The organism is Streptomyces hygroscopicus subsp. hygroscopicus, assembly GCF_030269125.1.
GTDB lineage: Bacteria > Actinomycetota > Actinomycetes > Streptomycetales > Streptomycetaceae > Streptomyces > Streptomyces hygroscopicus_C.
Window position 1 is genome coordinate 23,797 of sequence record NZ_BSSM01000005.1, and the last position, 19,401, is coordinate 43,197.

Annotated in this window: 20 protein-coding genes, 2 tRNA genes, 1 other RNA gene and 3 pseudogenes; 15 read left to right on the forward strand and 11 right to left on the reverse strand. The window is 73.0% G+C overall.

The genetic code is table 11. The features are described from left to right. Positions 1–19: 19 nt before the first annotated feature. From purD to ffs, 3 genes are all read right to left on the reverse strand, one after another. On the reverse strand, positions 20–1,276 hold the full coding sequence (gene purD, locus QSK45_RS13180; protein ID WP_285556386.1) for a phosphoribosylamine--glycine ligase: 1,257 nt from the start codon (positions 1,274–1,276) through the stop codon (positions 20–22). 193 nt (positions 1,277–1,469) lie between these two features. Then, complete coding sequence (locus QSK45_RS13185; RefSeq protein ID WP_285556388.1) at positions 1,470–3,758, reverse strand: DNA polymerase III subunit gamma and tau; 2,289 nt, start codon at positions 3,756–3,758, stop codon at positions 1,470–1,472. A 57-nt stretch (positions 3,759–3,815) separates the two neighbouring features. Next, positions 3,816–3,910: signal recognition particle sRNA small type (gene ffs, locus QSK45_RS13190), an RNA gene on the reverse strand. Positions 3,911–3,983: 73 nt separating this feature from the next. Between ffs and QSK45_RS13195 the strand changes: the two genes are divergently transcribed. After that, positions 3,984–4,068, forward strand: a tRNA-Ser gene (locus tag QSK45_RS13195). Positions 4,069–4,529: 461 nt separating this feature from the next. On the opposite strand, the gene QSK45_RS13200 is transcribed toward QSK45_RS13195, so the two are convergent. The 3 genes and pseudogenes from QSK45_RS13200 to QSK45_RS13210 all read right to left on the reverse strand — a co-directional run. Next, complete coding sequence (locus tag QSK45_RS13200; RefSeq protein WP_285556390.1) at positions 4,530–5,291, reverse strand: SDR family NAD(P)-dependent oxidoreductase; 762 nt, start codon at positions 5,289–5,291, stop codon at positions 4,530–4,532. After that, a complete protein-coding gene (locus tag QSK45_RS13205) occupies positions 5,288–5,764 on the reverse strand; it encodes a cupin domain-containing protein (RefSeq protein ID WP_285556393.1) in 477 nt (158 codons plus the stop codon). The genes QSK45_RS13200 and QSK45_RS13205 overlap by 4 nt, the downstream gene beginning before the upstream one ends. Positions 5,765–5,808: 44 nt before the next feature. Then, positions 5,809–6,284: pseudogene (locus tag QSK45_RS13210) on the reverse strand (penicillin acylase family protein); the annotation flags it as partial. A 6-nt stretch (positions 6,285–6,290) separates the two neighbouring features. Between QSK45_RS13210 and QSK45_RS13215 the strand changes: the two are divergent. Next, on the forward strand, positions 6,291–6,884 hold the full coding sequence (locus tag QSK45_RS13215) for an HhH-GPD-type base excision DNA repair protein (RefSeq protein WP_285556396.1): 594 nt from the start codon (positions 6,291–6,293) through the stop codon (positions 6,882–6,884). Between the two features lie 66 nt (positions 6,885–6,950). After that, positions 6,951–7,646, forward strand: a complete 696-nt coding sequence (locus tag QSK45_RS13220) for an HdeD family acid-resistance protein (protein ID WP_285556399.1) — start codon at positions 6,951–6,953, stop codon at positions 7,644–7,646. Here QSK45_RS13220 and QSK45_RS38495 read toward each other — a convergent pair. From QSK45_RS38495 to QSK45_RS38505, 3 genes and pseudogenes are all read right to left on the reverse strand, one after another. Beyond that, positions 7,594–7,935 (reverse strand): hypothetical protein, encoded by a 342-nt coding sequence (locus tag QSK45_RS38495; protein ID WP_395483280.1) that lies wholly within the window; start codon positions 7,933–7,935, stop codon positions 7,594–7,596. The genes QSK45_RS13220 and QSK45_RS38495 overlap by 53 nt on opposite strands. 94 nt (positions 7,936–8,029) lie before the next feature. Then, positions 8,030–8,137 (reverse strand): annotated as a pseudogene (locus QSK45_RS38500) (helicase HerA-like domain-containing protein); the annotation flags it as partial. 133 nt (positions 8,138–8,270) lie between these two features. Next, positions 8,271–8,699: pseudogene (locus QSK45_RS38505) on the reverse strand (hypothetical protein); the annotation flags it as partial. Between QSK45_RS38505 and QSK45_RS13230 the strand changes: the two are divergent. Both QSK45_RS13230 and QSK45_RS13235 read left to right on the forward strand, forming a co-directional pair. Next, complete coding sequence (locus tag QSK45_RS13230) at positions 8,683–8,979, forward strand: type II toxin-antitoxin system VapB family antitoxin (protein WP_004943146.1); 297 nt, start codon at positions 8,683–8,685, stop codon at positions 8,977–8,979. The pseudogene QSK45_RS38505 and the gene QSK45_RS13230 overlap by 17 nt on opposite strands. A gap of 167 nt (positions 8,980–9,146) precedes the next feature. Continuing rightward, complete coding sequence (locus QSK45_RS13235; protein ID WP_285556410.1) at positions 9,147–9,794, forward strand: LytR C-terminal domain-containing protein; 648 nt, start codon at positions 9,147–9,149, stop codon at positions 9,792–9,794. A 99-nt stretch (positions 9,795–9,893) separates the two neighbouring features. Here QSK45_RS13235 and upp read toward each other — a convergent pair whose 3' ends face one another. Continuing rightward, positions 9,894–10,529, reverse strand: coding sequence for a uracil phosphoribosyltransferase (upp, locus tag QSK45_RS13240; RefSeq protein WP_285556412.1), 636 nt, complete (start codon positions 10,527–10,529; stop codon positions 9,894–9,896). 94 nt (positions 10,530–10,623) lie between these two features. On the opposite strand from upp, the gene QSK45_RS13245 reads away from it, so the two are divergent. The 8 genes from QSK45_RS13245 to QSK45_RS13280 all read left to right on the forward strand — a co-directional run bounded on the left by QSK45_RS13245 (position 10,624) and on the right by QSK45_RS13280 (position 15,458). Continuing rightward, positions 10,624–10,968 (forward strand): hypothetical protein, encoded by a 345-nt coding sequence (locus QSK45_RS13245; protein ID WP_285557114.1) that lies wholly within the window; start codon positions 10,624–10,626, stop codon positions 10,966–10,968. A 323-nt stretch (positions 10,969–11,291) separates the two neighbouring features. After that, positions 11,292–11,831 carry a tRNA adenosine deaminase-associated protein gene (locus QSK45_RS13250; protein WP_285557069.1) on the forward strand — a complete coding sequence of 180 codons (540 nt, stop codon included), beginning with the start codon at positions 11,292–11,294 and terminating at the stop codon, positions 11,829–11,831. A gap of 68 nt (positions 11,832–11,899) precedes the next feature. Further along, on the forward strand, positions 11,900–12,331 hold the full coding sequence (tadA, locus tag QSK45_RS13255) for a tRNA adenosine(34) deaminase TadA (protein WP_285557071.1): 432 nt from the start codon (positions 11,900–11,902) through the stop codon (positions 12,329–12,331). Positions 12,332–12,376: 45 nt separating this feature from the next. Then, positions 12,377–12,461 (forward strand) — tRNA-Ser (locus QSK45_RS13260). A 186-nt stretch (positions 12,462–12,647) separates the two neighbouring features. Beyond that, the gene (locus QSK45_RS13265; protein ID WP_285556414.1) at positions 12,648–12,827 is read left to right on the forward strand and encodes a hypothetical protein; all 180 of its coding nucleotides are present in this window, start codon (positions 12,648–12,650) and stop codon (positions 12,825–12,827) included. Between the two features lie 10 nt (positions 12,828–12,837). Continuing rightward, entirely contained in the window at positions 12,838–13,131 is a 294-nt protein-coding gene (locus QSK45_RS13270) for a Dabb family protein (protein ID WP_285556416.1), read from the forward strand. Between the two features lie 172 nt (positions 13,132–13,303). Next, the gene (locus QSK45_RS13275) at positions 13,304–14,158 is read left to right on the forward strand and encodes an RNA polymerase sigma factor SigF (protein WP_285556418.1); all 855 of its coding nucleotides are present in this window, start codon (positions 13,304–13,306) and stop codon (positions 14,156–14,158) included. Between the two features lie 385 nt (positions 14,159–14,543). Then, positions 14,544–15,458, forward strand: a complete 915-nt coding sequence (locus QSK45_RS13280; RefSeq protein WP_285556419.1) for an RNA polymerase sigma factor SigF — start codon at positions 14,544–14,546, stop codon at positions 15,456–15,458. A gap of 389 nt (positions 15,459–15,847) precedes the next feature. Here the strand turns inward: QSK45_RS13280 and QSK45_RS13285 are convergent, their stop codons facing one another. Continuing rightward, entirely contained in the window at positions 15,848–16,051 is a 204-nt protein-coding gene (locus QSK45_RS13285; protein ID WP_285556420.1) for a hypothetical protein, read from the reverse strand. A gap of 206 nt (positions 16,052–16,257) precedes the next feature. Here QSK45_RS13285 and QSK45_RS13290 point away from each other — a divergent pair, with 206 nt between their 5' ends. Further along, a complete protein-coding gene (locus tag QSK45_RS13290; RefSeq protein ID WP_285556422.1) occupies positions 16,258–16,752 on the forward strand; it encodes a MarR family winged helix-turn-helix transcriptional regulator in 495 nt (164 codons plus the stop codon). Positions 16,753–16,840: 88 nt separating this feature from the next. Beyond that, the gene (locus QSK45_RS13295; RefSeq protein ID WP_490993573.1) at positions 16,841–19,339 is read left to right on the forward strand and encodes an MFS transporter; all 2,499 of its coding nucleotides are present in this window, start codon (positions 16,841–16,843) and stop codon (positions 19,337–19,339) included. Positions 19,340–19,401 lie beyond the last annotated feature (62 nt).

The window sequence follows — 19,401 nt, forward strand, 5'->3', positions numbered from 1 at the left end:
CAGCGGGGGGCGCCGGGGCTCAGAGCGCCTCGGCCGCCGCCTTCGCCGCGATGTCCGTGCGGTGCTGCGAGCCGTCGAGTCCGATCCGGTCCACCGCCCGGTACGCCCGCTCGCGTGCCTCGGTCAGGTCCTTGCCGGTCGCGGTGACGGAGAGGACCCGCCCGCCCGCGCTGACGACCGCGTCGCCCTCCTGCCGGGTGCCCGCGTGCAGGACGTAGGCGTGCGGGGCGTCCTCGGCGGCGACCTCGTCCAGACCGGTGATCGGGTCGCCGGTGCGCGGGGTGCCGGGGTAGTTGTGCGAGGCGACGACGACGGTGACGGCCGCGTCCTCGCTCCAGCGCAGCGGCGGCAGGTCGGCGAGGTTGCCGGTGGCGGCGGCCATCAGCAACCCGGCCAGCGGGGTCTTCAGGCGGGCCAGCACGACCTGGGTCTCGGGGTCGCCGAAGCGGGCGTTGAACTCGATGACCCGGACCCCGCGGCTGGTGATCGCCAGACCGGCGTAGAGCAGGCCGGAGAACGGCGTGCCACGCCGCCGCAGTTCGTCCACCGTCGGCTGAAGCACCGTGTGCAGCACCTCGTCGACCAGCTTCGGATCGGCCCACGGCAGCGGCGAATACGCGCCCATGCCACCGGTGTTGGGGCCTTCGTCGCCGTCCAGGGCGCGCTTGAAGTCCTGCGCGGGCTGGAGCGGTACGACGGTCTCGCCGTCGGTGACCGCGAACAGGGACACCTCGGGACCGTCGAGGAACTCCTCGATCACCACGCGCTCGCAGGCGGCCGCGTGCGCCTTGGCGGCGTCCAGGTCGGAGGTGACGACGACGCCCTTGCCGGCGGCGAGGCCGTCGTCCTTGACGACGTAGGGGGCGCCGAAGGCGGCGAGGGCCCCGGCGACCTCCTCGGCGGTGGTGCAGACGTACGACCGGGCGGTCGGCACCCCGGCCGCGGCCATGACGTCCTTGGCGAAGGCCTTGGACCCCTCCAGCCGGGCGGCCTCGCCGGACGGGCCGAACACCGCGATGCCCGCCGCGCGCACGGCGTCGGCCACACCGGCGACCAGCGGGGCTTCCGGACCGACGACGACCAGCTCGGCGCCGAGCCGGTTCGCCAGCGCGGTCACCGCGGCACCGTCGAGCGCGTCGACCTGGTGCAGCTCGGCGACCTCGGCGATGCCGGCGTTGCCGGGGGCGCAGTGCAGCGCGGTGACGTCGGGATCGAGGGACAGAGAGCGGCACAGGGCGTGTTCGCGGGCGCCGCTGCCGATGACGAGGACGTTCACGGGGTCAGCCTAATGGCAAGGTTGCCGAAGGCCGGGGCCCGGGGAAGTCGTATGTTCCTCCAAGGGCCGGGCTCGCCGGCGAGGTCCAGGCACGGCACGAGGGGTCCCCCGCGTCCCGAGGAGCCCCCGGGCCATCGGCTTCGGGAGCCCGGTTCACCCAGGCGGCCTCCTCGGCCGCCCGCCGCGCGGGGCCTCACTCGTTGGTGAACTCCTCGACCACCGTGGCACCCAGTTCCCGCACGATCAGGTCGTGGCCGGACAGGGCCGACTCGTCCAGGTCGGGGTCGTCGTCCTCGGGGATGTCGTCCTCGATGGAGACGGGGGGCGGCTCGGGGGCCGCGGCGGGCCGGGGCGCGGCGGACACCGGGGGTGCCGACGGCGCCGAGCCGCCCGGAGCGGGCGACTGCGGAGCGGATGGGGAGGGCGCGCCGGGGCGGGCGGCGGGTGCGCCGTAGCCACCGCCGCCGGACGCGCCGGCGCTGCCGTGGCCGCCGCCGGGGGCACCCGCGCCGCCGTAGCCACCGCCGAAGCCGGAACCGCCGCCCGGGGCGGGGGACGCGGAGCCACCGCCGGACGGGTCGACCAGCGCCTCGATCTTCCACTGCACGTTGAACTGTTCGGCCAGCGCGGCCCGCAGCACGTCCTCGCTGCCGCTGCTCGCGAAGTTGTCGCGGGCTCCGGCGTTCACGAAGCCGAGCTGGAGGGTGGTGCCGTCGAAGCCGGTGACCTGGGCGTTCTGGCTGAGCAGGATCCAGGTGAAGCGCCGGCGGTTCTTGACCGCCTCCAGGATGTTCGGCCAGAGCACGCGGGGGTCGAGCCCGCCGGCGGGGGCGGCCGCGGCGGGCTGGGGGGCCGCGGGGGCGGTCTGGGCCGTCGGCTGGGCGCCGGCCGAGGGGCCCTGGCCCTGCGGGCCGCCCGGCGCGGCGGCCGTGGGCCAGCCACCGGGGCGCCGTCCGCTTCCGGCGGGGGCGGCGGTGGGCCAGGCGCCGGGGGCGGGAGCGGGGGCCGCCGGAGCCGGAGGCTCGGCGGGAGGTGCGGCGGGCCGCTCCGCCGGAGCGGCAGGCGCGGGCGCGGAGGCGACCGCGGGCGCGGGCGCGGCCGGAACCGCACCGCCGGCACCGGCACCCGGAGCACCACCGACAACCGGACCGGCGCCCGGTACACCACCGGGACCGCCACCACTCGCCCCGCCCGGCGCCCGCACGGCCGCCCGTGCCGCCGCGGGCCCGCCGCCGGGCGGCATCATCGCGGCCGGGGCGCCGCCGTGGGCCTCCGGACCCGGGACGTACCCCATGGCGGGGGCGCCGGTGCCCGCGCCGAAGTGGACGCCGCGCTCGATGCGGTCGAGGCGGGCCATGACGGAGCGCTCGTCGCCGTAGGCGGCGGGGAGCAGGACGCGGGCGCAGATGAGTTCGAGCTGGAGGCGGGGCGAGGTGGCGCCGCGCATCTCGGTGAGGCCCTCGTTGACGAGGTCGGCGGCGCGGCTCAGCTCGGCGGCGCCGAAGGTCGAGGCCTGGGCCCGCATGCGCTCCAGGACGTCGGCGGGGGCGTCGATGAGCCCCTTGTCGGCGGCGTCGGGGACGGCGGCGAGGATCACCAGGTCACGAAGCCGTTCGAGCAGGTCGGCGACGAAGCGTCGGGGGTCGTTGCCGCCCTCGATGACGCGGTCGACGACCTCGAAGGCGGCGGCGCCGTCACCGGTGGCGAAGGCCTCGACGACGCAGTCGAGGAGGGAGCCGTCGGTGTAGCCGAGGAGGGCGGTGGCCATGGCGTAGGTCACACCGTCCGCGCCCGCGCCGGCGAGGAGTTGGTCCATCACGGACATGGAGTCACGGACGGAACCGGCGCCCGCGCGCACGACGAGCGGGAGCACGCCCTCCTCGACCGGGATGTCCTCTTTCCGGCACACCTCGGCGAGGTAGTCCCGCAGGGTGCCGGGCGGCACGAGCCGGAAGGGATAGTGGTGGGTCCGCGAGCGGATGGTGCCGATGACCTTCTCGGGCTCGGTCGTGGCGAAGATGAACTTGAGGTGCTCGGGGGGCTCCTCGACGACCTTCAGCAGGGCGTTGAAGCCGGCCGACGTGACCATGTGGGCCTCGTCGATGATGTAGATCTTGTACCGGCTGCCCGCGGGGCCGAAGAAGGCTTTCTCGCGCAGTTCGCGGGCGTCGTCCACGCCACCGTGGGACGCGGCGTCGATCTCGATGACGTCGATCGAACCCGGTCCGTTGCGCGCGAGGTCGCGGCAGGACTGGCACTCGCCGCACGGGGTCGGGGTGGGACCTTGCTCACAGTTGAGGCAACGGGCGAGGATGCGCGCGCTGGTCGTCTTCCCGCAGCCACGCGGCCCGCTGAACAGGTACGCGTGGTTGACCCGGTTGTTCCGCAGCGCCTGCTGCAGCGGGTCGGTGACATGCTCCTGCCCGATGACCTCGGCGAAGGTCTCGGGACGGTAGCGGCGGTACAGCGCGAGAGACGACACGCTTACGAGGTTATAGGCGCGCACCGACAACCGGCCCCGCCGCGGCCTTCCGGCAACGCAGACGCCCCCCACGCACCCGCCAGAGCCGACCTACCCTTGCTGCCTTCCGGCCCTGGGGGAGTTCAGTCAGATAGCGCCGCGTGAGGGGCTACGCAGAGAGTACCCGATCCGGGCCTGCGGGAACGAGTTCGCGAGCACTCCCCTCGGTCATGTAATGTTTCCGGCGGAGGATTCGCCTAGAGGCCTAGGGCGCACGCTTGGAAAGCGTGTTGGGGGCAACCCCTCACGAGTTCGAATCTCGTATCCTCCGCAGCCGCCCACTCGGGCGGACGAAGGCTCCGACCGGATCTCGGTCGGAGCCTTCGTCGTTCCATGGTCGCGGTCTTGGTCGCGGTCTTGGTCGCCGCTCCCGTGATCTGGACGCTGTCCCTGCCCTGTACGACAGCCCCTGTTCACCCACCATCCCGGCCGCGAGCGACATGCCGGCCGGAAGGGTCTCGCCCGGCGGCCGTTCGACCGTTCGCACGGCCGGCCTGCACGGTGCCGGAACCCGGGTGCCACGCGGTGGCGTCGCGGTGGACCGGTCCGGTGCCTCGGGCCGTGGGGCCTGGACGGCCTCCACCCCATCCCGTGGTCGGCCCCGCCGCACCGTGCGCCGTCGCACCGTGCGCCGTCGCACCGCACCGCGGAGAACGCCGTCCGCCCGGAAGGAAGGCGCCGGCGACGGGCGGCGGGACATCCCCGTACCGGGCGGCGGACCAGTGGCCCCGCTCACCAGGTGGGCCGCGCCGAGACACCCCCGTCCACCACCAGGTCGTGGCCGGTGATCCAGGAGGCGAGGGGTGAGGCCAGGAAGACGCAGGCGTCGGCCACGTCCTCGGGGCGGCCCAGGCGGCCGGTGGGCGCGGCGGCCAGCCAGCGGCGGACGCCGTCCGGCCAGGCCCGCGCGAGGCCCTCCCGGTCGATCAGGCCCGGGGAGACCGTGTTGACGCGGATGCCGTCGGGGCCGTACTCCAGGGCGGCCGCGCGAGCGTGCGTGACGACCGCCGCCTTGGCCGCGCCGTAGTGGGCGTGACCGGGGGCGGGCCGGTCGGCCTCGATGGAGGCGATGTGGGTCACGGTGCCGCCACCGTGGGCCCTCAGAGGGGCCGCGGCGGCCTGGGTGCAGGCGAAGACACCGGTCAGATCGGTGTCGACCACCGCGCGCCACTCGGCGGCCGTCATGCCGGGCAGGGGTCGGACCGGCTGGACGGCCGCGTTGTTGACCAGCGCCGTGAGCCGTCCGCCGGACCAGTCGAGGGTCTCGTGGACCAGGCGGTGGCAGGCGTCCTCGTCCGTCAGGTCCGCGCGCAGGACGACCGCCTCGCCGCCCGCCCCCCGGATACGGTCGGCGACCTCGCGGGCCTCGGTCACCGCCGTGCGGCAGTGGAGGGCGACCGCCGCGCCCTCCTCGGCGAAGCGCAGGGCGATGGCGCGGCCGATGCCGCCGCCCGCTCCGGTCACCAGGGCGGTCTGTCCGTCGAGGAGGCTCATGGGCGGCACAGTTCCCTGATCCGGGCGGCCTCGGCGGGGTAACGCGCCGTGAGGTCGGCCGGGTTCCCGTGTTCGTAGTCCTCGTAGGTGAACCCGGGGGCCGTCGTGCAGCCGAAGAACGTCCACGCGCCGCCCGGGGCCACCCGCGCGCCCATCCAGGTGCGGGCCGGGACGGTCAGCTGGAGCCGCTGCCCGGCGCGCAGGAGGGGGCCGAGGACGGCGGTGCGGGTGGTGCCGTCGGGGGCGAGGAGCAGGAGGTCCAGCGGGTCGCCGAGGTAGAAGTGCCAGATCTCGGCGTAGGGCAGGCGGTGCAGGGCGGAGTAGTCGTCCGCCGTGAGCAGCGCCACGATGGCGGAGCCCTCGGGGTGGCCGTCCGCCCGCTCGGGCCCCGCCCAGGTGCGCCGGAACAGGCCGCCCTCGCGGGGGATCGGCCGGAGTCCGTAGTGCGCGATCAGCTCGTGCGGAGTCGTCACCCTCCGAAAGCTACGTCCAGGAAGGCGAGTCGGGCGTGCTTCTCGGGGAGGTGGACGTCGGGGAGGTCGACCTCGGGGAGCACCACCGCCTGGCCTGGCACGAAGCCCTGGCGGACGAAGCGGGCGAAGGCCTTGGTGGTGCGGGCGCCGGAGACCAGCCAGCCGTTGCCGCCCGCCGTGCCGGGGCCGTCCGTGGCGAACAGGCCCACCGCGTCCGGGCCCGGATGCCGTATCACCTGCTCGCGCCAGAGCTCGGCGGGGAAGCCCGCGAAGAGGAGGTGGGTGGAGAGCCGGACGGCGAGCGGGGTCCAGGGCTCCCAGCGGCGGCCAGGCGGCAACGGCGGGCCAGGACGTCCCAGGGCACGTCCGCGGAGCCGAGGAAGGAGGCCGGCGTGCCCTGGGCGCGGTGCCGTTCGGCCTCCAGCCGCCGGGCCCGGTCGAACGCGGTGACCCTGCCCTGGGTGCGGGCCAGTTCTGGATATTCCTCGCGATGGAGGGATCGTACGCGGCGCGGGATCATCGACCCATGGACGTCACCCTGCACCTCGCACAGGACCCGGAGGCCGACGCGCTGCTCGGGCGCTCGCCCCTCGCCGCACTGACCGGGATGCTGCTGGACCAGCAGGTCCCGATGGAGTGGGCGTTCAAGGGACCCCGCACCATCGCCGACCGGCTCGGCGCCGAGGACCTGGACGCCCACGAGATCGCCGCGCGGGACCCGGAGGCCTTCGCCGCGCTGCTCTCCGAGAAGCCGGCCGTGCACCGCTATCCGGGCTCCATGGCGAAGCGCGTCCAGCAGCTGTGCCAGTACCTGGTCGAGCACTACGACGGGGACGCCGAAGCCGTCTGGAGGGGCGTCGGGAGCGGGGCCGAGCTGCTGAGGCGGCTGGAGGACCTGCCGGGGTTCGGCCGGCAGAAGGCGCAGATCTTCCTCGCGCTGCTGGGCAAGCAGCTCGGGGTCGCGCCGGCGGGCTGGCGCGAGGCCGCCGGCGCCTACGGCGAACCGAGGTCCTACCGGTCCGTCGCCGACATCACGGGACCGGACTCGCTCGCCAGGGTGCGCGCCCACAAGCAGGAGGCGAAGGCCGCGGCCAAGGCGGCGAAGGCGGCCCGGAAGTGAGCGGGGGCGTACGCCTGGTGGCCCACCCGAGTGGCGGACCGCGCGGAACCGTTCCGAGCATGGACCATGACCGAGGCATCGCATCAGGGCCCGGAGTGGGGCCGTGAGTACGACGACCAGCACGTCCACGGCGGACACCCGCCCGGCGCCCTCCACGAACCACAGGGGCGCCGTGAGCGCCACGAGCCGGAACCGCCGTTCGAGGGGCCGTTGCACGCGCTGGCCCGAGCCGCCTGGCAGGTGGTCCTGTTCACCGGGATCGCCTCGCTGGTCCTCGGCATCCTGGTCCTGGTGTGGCCGGGCCCCTCGCTGGCCGTGGCCGGCGTCCTCTTCGGCCTCTACCTCCTGGTCAGCGGTGTCTTCCAGCTGATCGCCGCGTTCGGTACGCACCAGGCGACCTCGCTGCGGGTGCTGGCGTTCATCAGCGGCACGCTGTCGATCCTGCTCGGCCTGCTCTGCTTCCGCGGGCCCATGCAGTCGATCCTGCTGCTCGCGCTGTGGATCGGCATCGGCTGGCTGATCCGCGGGGTCACCCAGACCATGGCCGCGATCTCCGATCCCCGGATGCCCGCGCGCGGCTGGCAGATCCTGCTCGGCGTGCTGACCTTCGTCGCCGGGATCGTGCTGATCGACTCGCCCTTCCGCTCGGTCGCCGTGCTGACCCTCGTCGGCGGCATCTGGCTGGTCGTGGTCGGCATCACCGAGATCGTCACCGCGTTCCGTATCCGGCAGCGGGCGCGGCGGGTGCCGCAGACCGTCTGAACCGGCTCACCGCCCGCGGCGGGCCGTCCGAACAGCGTGATCTCCCGGCCCGGCCGGGTGCCGGCCGAGCGGGCCAGGGACGTGAACATCCCGCTGCCGACGACCTGTTCGACCACGGGGGCTCCTCCCCCACCGGGCGCTCCCGCGGCGCGGCGGGCGCCTGCCTCTCCGCCGGCGCGGCCCTCGGCTTCTCGTACGCCGACTCGCGGTCCACAGCCTGTGCACAACGTTCGTGGAGCGGCGAGTTCCGTACCGATTCGTCCAGTTCGGCCGGATCCAGCGGGCCCATCAGGGACTCCGGGGCAGGCAGCCGGGTCGCGTCGACCGGGGTCGGGGGCGCCGTTCTCGCCGGTGGCGAGGCGGCGGTCACCGTGCTCGGCGAGGTCGTACGACGGCCTGGGGAAGGTCCGCACGGTCGCCCGCAGCGCCTTCCGGTCGTCCGGGGTGAAGGCCCGCAGCGCGTGCTGGACGTGGTCGCCGAGCCGGCCGCGGAGGTCGGCGGGCCCGCCGTGCGCGTGGAACTCCGCGGGGGAATCCGCCGGGGCCCACCGCGGGCCGACCTCGCCGGACCGCTGTCGTGCCCGCGGTCGCCGTCCGGAGCGCGACGCCCGACAGGTCGCCCTCGATGTCCGCGAGGGCCACCGGCACCCCCTGCGCCAACAGCTGTTCGGCGATCGCCTGGAGGGTCCGTCGTGCCGGTGCCGCTCGCGCCCCCGACCAGGCCGTGCCGGTCGAGCACGGACAGGGGGGCGCGCACCGGGGCGTCCGGGTGGGGCAGACGCCGTCCCACAGAAGGCGCCGAGGTCGGGGGCGGGGCCCGGGAAGGCGTGTCCGGCGGCGATCTCCCGGGCCGGCCCGGGGAGTCCCGCGGGCGCCTCGGGGCCCGCGTCGCCGTCGCTCATCCGGTCCCCTTGCTCCTTCATCCCGGCGCCTGTTGCCGATAGACGGCATTTGTTCTCGTTTGCGGAACCTTTTCAAGCGTCGCACTCCGGCGCCATGGCTGCGCCCGGAACGTCTGGGCCGGTAGGCTTTCCGTGTGATCTTCAAGCGCATCGGAAACGGCCGGCCGTACCCCGATCACGGCCGGGAAAGCACCCGGCAGTGGGCGGACGTCGCGCCGCGCCCGGTCCGCCTCGATCAGCTCGTCACCACCAAGCAGCAGCTGGACCTGGAGACCCTCCTGGCGGAGGACTCGACGTTCTACGGCGACCTCTTCGCGCACGTCGTGAAGTGGCAGGGCGATCTCTACCTGGAGGACGGCCTGCACCGCGCGGTGCGGGCGGCGCTCCAGCAGCGCCAGGTGCTGCACGCGCGGGTGCTCGAACTCGACTGACGGCGGGGCCGGTCGACAGCGACGCGCCCGAGGGGGCCGGACGGCGGGGCCGGTCGAGTGGCCCATCGGCCGTGTGGCGCTCGCGTATTGACCCTTTCGGGTTCCACTGAGCGCCCTCGACTGATCATCTGATAGGCATCACCGCCCCGGCGCACTACGCTGCGTTCATGAGCATGCTGACTCCCCCCGGCATGGGCGGCAGATACCGGATCACGGGGACGAAGTACCCCCGGATGCGCCGGCCCCGGCGGCGAGGCCGGCTGGTCGCGGCCGTACTGGCGTCCGTGTGCACGCTCGGCCTGCTCGGCTGGGGCACGCTCCAGCTCATCGACGTCTTCAGCGGGGGCGAGTCGAGCGCCGCCGCGGCGAAGGCGTGCCGCGCCGAGGCCGACACGACGCGGGCCGCGGACGCGCACCGGGCGAAGGTGCTGCCCGCGCCCGGCCGGATCACCGTGAACGTCTACAACGCCACCGCGCGCACGGGGCTCGCCAAGGACACCGCGGACCAGCTGAAGAAGCGCGGATTCAAGATCGGTGACGTGGGCAACGCCGGCCAGGACTACGACAAGAAGGTGAAGGGCGCGGGGCTGGTCCTCGGGCCGGCGTCCGCGGTCGGCACGTCGCTACCGGTGCTCGGGGCGCAGGTCTCGGGGGCGGAGCAGCGCCCGGACGGCCGCAAGGGGGCCACGCTCGACCTCGTCCTCGGAGACGGGTTCAAGGGGCTCGTGAGGGCGGCGGACGCGGACAGGACGCTGACCGCCCTGACCGCGCCGGCGCCCCCGACCGCCGTCGGCTCCCCGAAGAAGGGGTGCTGACACCCCGTCGCCGGGTGCGGGTGGGCGCAGGGTGCTCGGGCCCGCGCGGCACGGCCGCGTGCCGAGAGGCGCCGCGCCCCGGCGTGTCGAGAGGCTCGGTTACTCCGCCGCGCCGTACAGCCGGTCTCCCGCGTCGCCGAGGCCCGGGACGATGTAGCCGTGCTCGTTCAGGTGGTCGTCCACCGCGGCCGTGACCACCGTGACCGGGGTGCCCGCCAGTTCGCGTTCCATCAGCTCGACGCCCTCGGGGGCGGCCAGCAGGACCACAGCCGTGACGTCGTCCGCGCCGCGCTTGATCAGCTCGCGGATGGAGGCGACCAGGGTGCCGCCCGTGGCCAGCATCGGGTCGAGGACGTAGACCTGGCGGCCCGAGAGGTCCTCCGGCATCCGGGTGGCGTACGCGGAGGGCTGGAGCGTCTCCTCGTTGCGGAGCATGCCCAGGAAGCCCACCTCGGCGGTCGGCAGCAGCCGGACCATGCCGTCGAGCATGCCGAGACCGGCACGCAGGATCGGCACGACGAGCGGGCGCGGGCGGGCGAGCTTCACACCGGTGGTGCGGGCGACCGGCGTGTCGATGTCGACGACCTCGGTGCGCACGTCCCGCGTGGCCTCGTAGGCGAGCAGGGTGACCAGTTCGTCGGCGAGCCGGCGGAAGGTCGCGGAGTCGGTGCGCTGGTCGCGCAGCGTGGTGAGCTTGTGAGCGACCAGGGGGTGGTCGACGACATGGAGACGCATGCCCATAACGGTACCCGCGCCCCGGACCGGTCGGCGCTGGCGTCAAACCGCCCGTCCGAGGGAAAGTGAGAGGGACGGACTGGGGTGGTGTGACGTGTCTGACCTGCCGGAGACGCCCGACGACGTGAAGGGGACCGGAACGCCGGGTCCCGGGACCGGCACGGCCGAACCGGCGGCGCGCGGCACCGGGACGGCCGGCCCCGGCGGCCCCGGCACCCCCGACACCCCGAAGACGGGTCCCGACACTCCCACCGGCGAATCCGCCGTTCCGGAGCCCGGGACCGCCGCCCCCGAGACCGAGGCCGAGCGGCGCCGCCGCAGGGCCCGGTTCCTGCGGGAGCTGGCCGAGGCCCGCGCCCTGCGCGCCCGGGTCCAGCCGCGACGCGCCAAGGCGGCCCGGCTGCGCCACGCCATGCGAATGCGCACCTTCCGCTGGTAGGACGGACGCCATGAGCCGGGAGCCGTGGGCAAGAAGAAGGTGAGGAAGATCGCTGTGCCGCGCCGACGTTTCCGAGGTGGGCGTGCGTGAGCGTCTCGCAAAGCCGCGTACGATCCGCAGGTGGCAGCAACGAGAGCGCTGGTGACTCTGTGACGATTCACGCTCGAAACCGCCAGACACAGGGAGCCGAAGACGTCCCCTGAACGCCTTGTTTCTGCCACGATTCCGAGTGGGTGGGGCTCGGAGCCCAGCTCTCTCCGCCCAAGAACCTCCGGCCGGGGGGACCCCCAACCGGCACGCCTATGACCAGTGGGAGAGTCACGGTGTACTTCGCCGCACTGCTCGCGCGCACCGAAGACGGGTGGGAAGCGAGCGACACAGAGCTCGACGATGTGGAGACCCTGTCGGATCTGGCCGACCTCGCCCGTGAGGCCTCTCCGGAGGAGGACACGGTGCTCGTCCTGATCGAGCAGGAGGACGCCTGGTTCGGCGTCGTCCGCGTGGACGGGGAGGACGACCCCCGGATCTACGTCTCGGACGCGGCCGCCGCCGCCCGCAGCGCCTACGGTGAGCTGCTGCTCACCGACGAGCTGCTGGGCCGGGAACCCGGCGCCGCCGACGGTCCCGACCTGGACGAACTCGACCTCGACGGCACGGAGGACGGCGAGTCCGGGGCCGACGACGACGGGGACGAGGAGGGCGGCTCCGGTGACGCGGTGCCGCACAGCCCGGTCGGCGACAGCGAGATCCTCGACGACCTCGGCATCAGCGAGAAGGAACTGCGCTCCCTGGACGCCGAGGACGCGCTCGGTTCGATCGCCGAGGCCCTGGGAGCCTCGGAGGTGCTGGAGACCGTCCGCTGACCGCGGGGCACCCGGTGGACCGCACGCCTCCGGCACCGGACCCGGTGCGCGACCCCTGGCGGGACGCCATGCGGCTCGCCCTGGACGAGGCCGAACGGGCCGTCCGGGGCGGGGACGTCCCCGTCGGCGCCGTCGTCCTGTCCCCGGACGGCACGACGGTGCTCGCCACCGGGCACAACGAGCGCGAGGCCACCGGCGACCCCACGGCCCACGCCGAGGTCCTCGCGATCCGGCGGGCCGCCGCGCGCCTCGGCGAATGGCGGCTGACCGGCTGCACCCTCGTCGTCACCCTGGAGCCCTGCACCATGTGCGCGGGCGCGCTGGTGCAGTCCCGGGTGGACCGGGTGGTCTACGGGGCCCGGGACGAGAAGGCGGGCGCCGCCGGCTCGCTGTGGGACGTGATCCGCGACCGGCGGCTCAACCACCGCCCGGAGGTCGTCGAGGGCGTCCTCGCCCCGGAGTGCGCCGCTCTCCTCACCGAGTTCTTCCGCGATCGCTGAACTCCGATTTCGAACCACGCCCCACCGTGCTGTAAGGTCTCCCTCGGTAGCGTGTCCGAGCGGCCGAAGGAGCTCGCCTCGAAAGCGAGTGTGGCGCAAGTCACCGAGGGTTCAAATCCCTCCGCTACCGCTTCCGAAAGGGCCTCGTCTTACGACGGGGCCCTTTTCGCATACGGGGGCCGGGTCCGCCGCCACGCGGGCGCCGCGCCCAAAAGGCTTTGCCCGGTGGGCCGTTGGTCCCCGATAAGGGCGTGAACGTTACACTCGCCGCCGGCAGCAGGGGCCCGACGGCCCATGGACACACGGGAGGGCCGCGGTGGCGGTGAACGCCAAGAAGATCGTTCTGTACGCGCTCGTGGTCTTCGTGCTGTACGTGATCATCACGGACCCGGCCAAGGCGGCCGGCTACGTCCAGATAGGCTTCGAGGGCATATCGGACGCGGCCAAGGCCATCGGGGACTTCATGACCTGGGCCGCCAACGGAGGAAAGAACTGAGGTACTCCGCATGATCCGCCACCTGGTCCTGTTCAAGCTCAACGAGGGCGTCGAGCGCGACGATCCGCGGGTCGTCGCGGGTGCGGAGGCCTTCCGGGCGCTTCCCGGCCAGATCGAGGAGCTGCGCTCCTGGGAGTGCGCCTGGAACATCAGCGACCGGCCGAACGCCTACGACTTCGCGATCAACTCGGCGGTCGAGGACACCGACGCCCTCCGGCGCTACCTGGACCACCCGGCCCATCAGGCGGGCGTCGCCCTGTGGCGCGAGTTCGCCACGTGGGTGATCGCGGACTACGAGTTCTAGGCCCCGCGCTCCCCGGTCCCACCGAAGCCTCCCGCCACGCAGGCGGGGGGCTTTCGCGCGTCTCGCGCGTTTCACGCCCCAACTCGTCGATGTTTGAAAACAACACGGCGTTACCGGGTGCTTGCACACAGTGCACATGTCTTGTGATGCTATGACCGCTTTTGACGGATGATTGACCGAAGAGGTGGCGTTGACCGTGCCGGCCAGTACTGCGCCGCCCCAGGAGGAGGCCCCCGTCCCCGCCTCTGTGCCCCCAGGGAAACGCCGCGGCGCGGACACCCGGGCCCTGACCCAGGTGCTCTTCGCCGAGCTGAAGCAGCTCACTCCCGGCACCCCGGAGCACAACCGGGTACGGGGGGCGCTGATCGAGGCGAACCTCCCGCTCGTGCGCTACGCCGCCGCCCGCTTCCGCTCCCGCAACGAGCCCATGGAGGACGTGATCCAGGTCGGCACCATCGGCCTGATCAACGCCATCGACCGCTTCGACCCGGACCGGGGCGTGCAGTTCCCGACCTTCGCCATGCCGACCGTGGTCGGCGAGATCAAGCGGTACTTCCGGGACAACGTCCGCACCGTGCACGTGCCGCGCCGGCTGCACGAGCTGTGGGTGCAGGTCAACAGCGCCACCGAGGATCTGACCACGCTGCACGGCCGCTCCCCCTCCACCGCCGAGATCGCCGAGCGGCTGCGGATCAGCGAGGAGGAGGTGCTCAGCTGCATCGAGGCGGGCCGCTCGTACCACGCCACCTCCCTGGAGGCCGCGCAGGAGGGCGACGGGCTGCCCGGACTGCTGGACCGCATCGGCTACGAGGACCCGGCCCTGGACGGCGTGGAACACCGCGACCTGGTACGCCACCTCCTCGTCCAACTCCCCGAGCGCGAACAGCGGATCCTGCTGCTGCGCTACTACAGCAATCTCACCCAGTCACAGATCAGCGCGGAACTCGGCGTCTCCCAGATGCATGTCTCGCGGCTGCTCGCGCGCAGTTTCCAGAGGCTGCGCTCGGCGAACCGTATCGACGCATAACGGCCCGGAACGACGCCGCCGCAGGGTCGCCGACGTATAACAGAGCCCCGGACGCATACCGGTCAGGTCGGCGGTCGCACAGTGGGCGCACCGAAGCACGCACCCGAACAGCCCTGCATCGCAAACCCGATCGAGCGCTCACCGCCGCGAGCGATTCGCTCACCAGGGCCGTTGCCGACAGCCGCGAGCCGAAAGCCCGTCAGACCCCTTTTCTCCAGCGGTGATTCGGATCTCTCGTGTCGACATGTCACTACAGCGTGTTGCCGACATGTGACATTCTGCGGAAGATGCGTTTGCCGGGGCCCCGGCACCGGTATTCAGGTGAAGGCTGCGTTGCACGACCGACGGCGCGGCCGCGACCGTCCCGCGACCCGAAGGGGGTGGCATGTCCGCAGAACAGGGCAGCTCGAAGGTGCTGACGCCCGCGAAGAGCGAGGCGGCGCCCAAGGAGCTCGACGCACTCGACGTCCTCGACGGCATCGAGGGCGTCACGTCCCTCGACGCCGTGCCTGCCCCGGCCACCCCCGCCACGGGCGAGGCCATCGACACCCGCACCCTGTCCCGCTCCCTCTTCCTGCGGCTCGCCGCGCTGGACGAGAACAGCCCCGAGCGCGCCTACGTCCGGGACACCCTGATCGAGCTGAACCTGCCGCTGGTCCGCTACGCGGCGGCCCGCTTCCGCTCGCGCAACGAGCCGATGGAGGACATCGTCCAGGTCGGCACCATCGGCCTGATCAAGGCGATCGACCGCTTCGACTGCGAACGGGGCGTGGAGTTCCCCACGTTCGCGATGCCGACGGTGGTCGGCGAGATCAAGCGCTTCTTCCGCGACACCTCCTGGTCGGTGCGCGTCCCGCGCCGCCTCCAGGAGCTGCGCCTGGCCCTCACCAAGGCCAGCGACGAACTGTCGCAGAAGCTGGACCGCTCCCCGACGGTGACCGAACTGGCCGCCGTGCTGGGCGTCTCCGAGGAGGACGTGGTCGACGGCCTCGCGGTCGGCAACGCGTACACCGCCTCCTCGCTGGACTCCCCGGCCCCGGAGGACGACGGCGGCGAGGGCTCCCTGGCCGACCGGCTCGGCTACGAGGACACCGCGCTGGAGGGCGTGGAGTACCGCGAGTCCCTCAAGCCGCTGCTGGCCAAGCTCCCGCCCCGGGAGCGGCGGATCATCATGCTGCGCTTCTTCGCCAACATGACCCAGTCGCAGATCGGCGAGGAGGTCGGCATCTCCCAGATGCACGTCTCCCGGCTGCTCACCAGGACGCTGGCCCAGCTGCGCGAGGGCCTGATCTCGGACTGAGGCCTCCCGTCCGACGGCACGTCAGCCGTCATGGCCCGGTGCTTCGTCACGGGCCGCTTCGTACGACGACATGGCCACCCGGCCGCCGGCGCGCCCTCGCGGGAGCCTCGGCGGCCGTCGTGCGTCTGGGCACGGCACAGGGCGCGTGGGCCGGTTCGGGCGGGTCCCACGCGCGTCGGCGGCCCCGGACGGAGCACACCCGGGTCACCCTCCCCGCCGGCGCGGGCCCCGGCGCGCGTACGGGGCCCGGGTGCGGGTGACGGACGTACGACGCCCACCCCCGCCCCTCCGGCCCCGGCTCCCGCGGATCTCTCCCGGGGCAAGCCGACGACGGCGGACGGGAAGCGGCGCCGGTGCCAGGAGGTGACCGTGGGATTCGGGCGCGCGGGTTACTTCAGCGCGAGCCAGGCGACGCCGGCCACGACCACGAGCGCCACGATGACGCCGATGATCACGCCGACCCGGGGGCCGGAGCCGGCGGAGGCGGCGGGCTGCTGCTGGCGGCCCTGGGGGGCCTCGTCGACGAACGCGCGGAACATCTGGGTGCTGCCGGCGGGGTCGTAATTGCCCTGGGGGCCCTGGGTGTTAGCCATGGCCCGAGACCTTAGCGAAGACGGGCCGGGGCGCCCAAGCGGGGGGCCACCGGGACAGACGGGGACAGTCCCCGCACGCCCACCCGCATGTTCACAACCGCAACGCTTGCCTTTGCCAAGGCTTTGCACGGGCATCCCGCTATTTATTTGCCTGTAGCAACCAACGCGACTTATGGTTGCCCCAAGCAACGAATACGGGAGGTGTGATGGCCGAGCATGCGCAGTTTGAAGAGCTTGCGCGTCAGCTCAGCGCCGTCGGCGCCGTGAAACGGGACCTCGTGCGGATGCTGCCGTCCGACTGTCCGGGCGGCTCGGCGGCCGTGCTGACCCTGCTCGGCCGCCATGGCGACATGCGCATGAGCAAGCTCGCCGAGCTGCTCGCCGTCGACCTGTCGGTGACCAGCCGGCATGTGGCGCACGTCGAGGCCCGCGGCTGGATCGAGCGGCACCCGGACCCGGCGGACAAGCGCTCGCGCATCCTGCGCCTGACGCCCGAGGGCCTGAAGGAACTCGACGAGCTGTCGCAGCGGACCTCACAGCGGCTCGCCGAGCGCCTCGGCGACTGGACCGACGACGAGGTCGCCCAGCTCATCCATCTGATGACCCGCCTGCGCTCCGCCTTCGGTGACTGCCGGTCCGCCCAGGCCCGGCCACCCGCTCCCGTGATCGAAGAGACCACCCGTACACCCGCAAGCACGTAAGAAAAGGAAGCCCATGGCAACGACCACACCAGCCGGTGTGCGGGCTCACGCCAAGCACGGGGGAGGCTCCTCGGCGGGCGACGCCCCGATGTCGCACCGGCAGATCATGGAGGCGCTGTCCGGCCTGCTGCTGGGCCTGTTCGCCGCCATCCTGTCGTCGACGATCGTCACCAACGCCCTCCCGACGATCATCAAGGACCTCGGCGGCGGTCAGTCCGCCTACACCTGGGTCGTCACCGCGGCCCTGCTGGCGATGACCGCCTCCGTGCCGCTGTGGGGCAAGCTCGCCGACCTGGTGAGCAAGAAGGCGCTCGTCCAGATATCCCTGGTCATCTATGTGGCCGGTTCGGTCATCGCCGGTCTCGCGCAGAACCCGGCGATGCTGATCACCGCCCGTGTGGTGCAGGGCCTCGGCGCCGGCGGTCTGTCCGCCCTGGTCCAGGTCATCCTGGCCGCGATGATCTCCCCCCGCGAGCGCGGCCGGTACTCCGGCTACACCGGTGCCACCTTCGCCGTGGCCACCGTCGGCGGTCCGCTGCTCGGCGGTGTCATCACCGACACCAGCTGGCTCGGCTGGCGCTACTGCCTGTTCGTCGGCATCCCCTTCGCGCTGATCGCGCTGGTCGTCCTGCAGAAGACCCTGCACCTGCCCGTCGTCAGGCGCGAGGTCAAGGTCGACTGGCTCGGCGCCTTCCTGATCACCGCGGCCGCCTCGCTGCTGCTCATCTGGGTGACCTTCGCCAACGACAAGTACGACTGGCTGTCCTGGCAGACGTACGTGATGGTGGGCGGCACGATCGTGCTCACGCTGCTGTTCGTCCTCACCGAGTCCAGGGCCTCCGAGCCGATCATCCCGCTGCGCCTGTTCCGCAACCGCACGATCACCCTGGCCTCGCTGGCCTCGCTGTTCGTCGGTGTCGGCATGTACGCGGGCACCGTCTTCTTCTCGCAGTACTTCCAGCTGGCGCGGGACAAGTCGCCGACCATGTCCGGCGTGATGACCATCCCGATGATCGGTGGTCTGTTCATCTCCTCCATGATCTCCGGGCGGATCATCACCAACACCGGACGCTGGAAGAACTGGCTGGTCGCCGGCGGTCTGTTCCTCACGGCGGGCCTGGCCCTGCTCAGCCTGATGCGCTACGACACCCCGTACTGGCAGCTGTCCGTCTACATGGCGCTCGTGGGCGTCGGCGTCGGCATGATGATGCAGAACCTGGTGCTGTCCACGCAGAACCAGGTCGCCCCGAAGGACCTGGGCGCCGCCTCCTCCACGGTGAGCTTCTTCCGCTCCCTCGGCGGCGCGGTCGGCGTCGGCGTGCTCGGCTCGGTCATGTCGGACCGGATCAGCCACTACGCCAGGAACAGCATCGGCGAACTCGGCCTGAAGGAGCGGATGGCCGCGGCCAAGGCCGTGAGCGGCGGCGAGCTGCCCGACATGAACCGGCTGCCCCTGCCGATCCGTCATTGGCTGGAAAGCGCCTACGGCCACGGCATCGCCGACGTCTTCCTCTACGCGGCACCCTGCGCCCTGGTCGCCTTCGTCGTGGTGATGTTCATCAAGGAGGTCCCGCTGCGGACGACCGGCGCGCTGGTCCAGGCCGCGCAGGAGAGGACCGGGACGACGGCCGAGGCCGCCGCGCCCGTCGAGACCACGCTGGAGAACGCCATGCAGAACGTGCCGGGTGAGCCCGTCCAGGAGAAGGTGCCCAGCCTGACCGCGTCCGCCCCGGCGGGCGGTGCCGCCGAGTCCCCGGTCGCCGCGGCCGCCACCGCGGCGCCGATGACGGCCGTCGCGACCGTCGCCGAGTCCGGCTCGGGCGGCGACGGCACCCCGGTGCACGGTTTCGTCCGCGGCGCCGAGAGCGCCCCGGTCCCGCGGGCCGCGGTCACCCTGATCTCGCTGGCCGGCCGGCAGCTGGGCCGCTCCGTCGCCCAGGCCGACGGCTCCTACACGCTGGCCGCCCCCGGCACCGGCAGCTACGTCCTGATCGCCTCCGCCGACGGCTACCAGCCGCAGGCCTCCACCGTCGTGGTGGGCGAGGAACCCCTGTCGTACGACATCCTGCTCAGCGGCACCAGCGGGCTGGCCGGTGTGGTGCGGGCGACCGGGAGCGCGCTGCCGGTCGAGGACGCCATGGTGATCGTCACCGATGTGCGCGGTGACCTGCTGGCCACCGCCGCCACCGGTGAGCAGGGCGACTTCTCCTTCACCGACCTGGTGCCCGGTCCGGTGACCGTCGCCGTCAACGCGAGCGGCTTCCGGCCGCGCGCGCTGCCCGTCGAGGTCGCCGCCGCCGGCGTCACCCGCGTCGACGTCGACCTGGACGCCGGCGCCCGTCTCCAGGGTGTCGTCAAGGCCCCGCACGGCCCGCTGGCCGACGCCCGGGTGACCCTGGTCGACCAGGCGGGCAACGTGGTCGGCAGCGCCACCACCGGCGAGGACGGCGCGTACGCCTTCACCGACCTGGACAGCGGTGAGTACACCGTCATCGCGACCGGCTACCCGCCGGTGGCGACCGCGCTGACCGTCACCGGCACCGGCACCGACGGCCACGACATCGAACTCGCCCACCCCGGCGAGTAGTTCCCCCCGGCCCGTGGCAGGGCACGCTCCGAGCGGAGCTGCCCGGCGCCACGGGCCGGTTT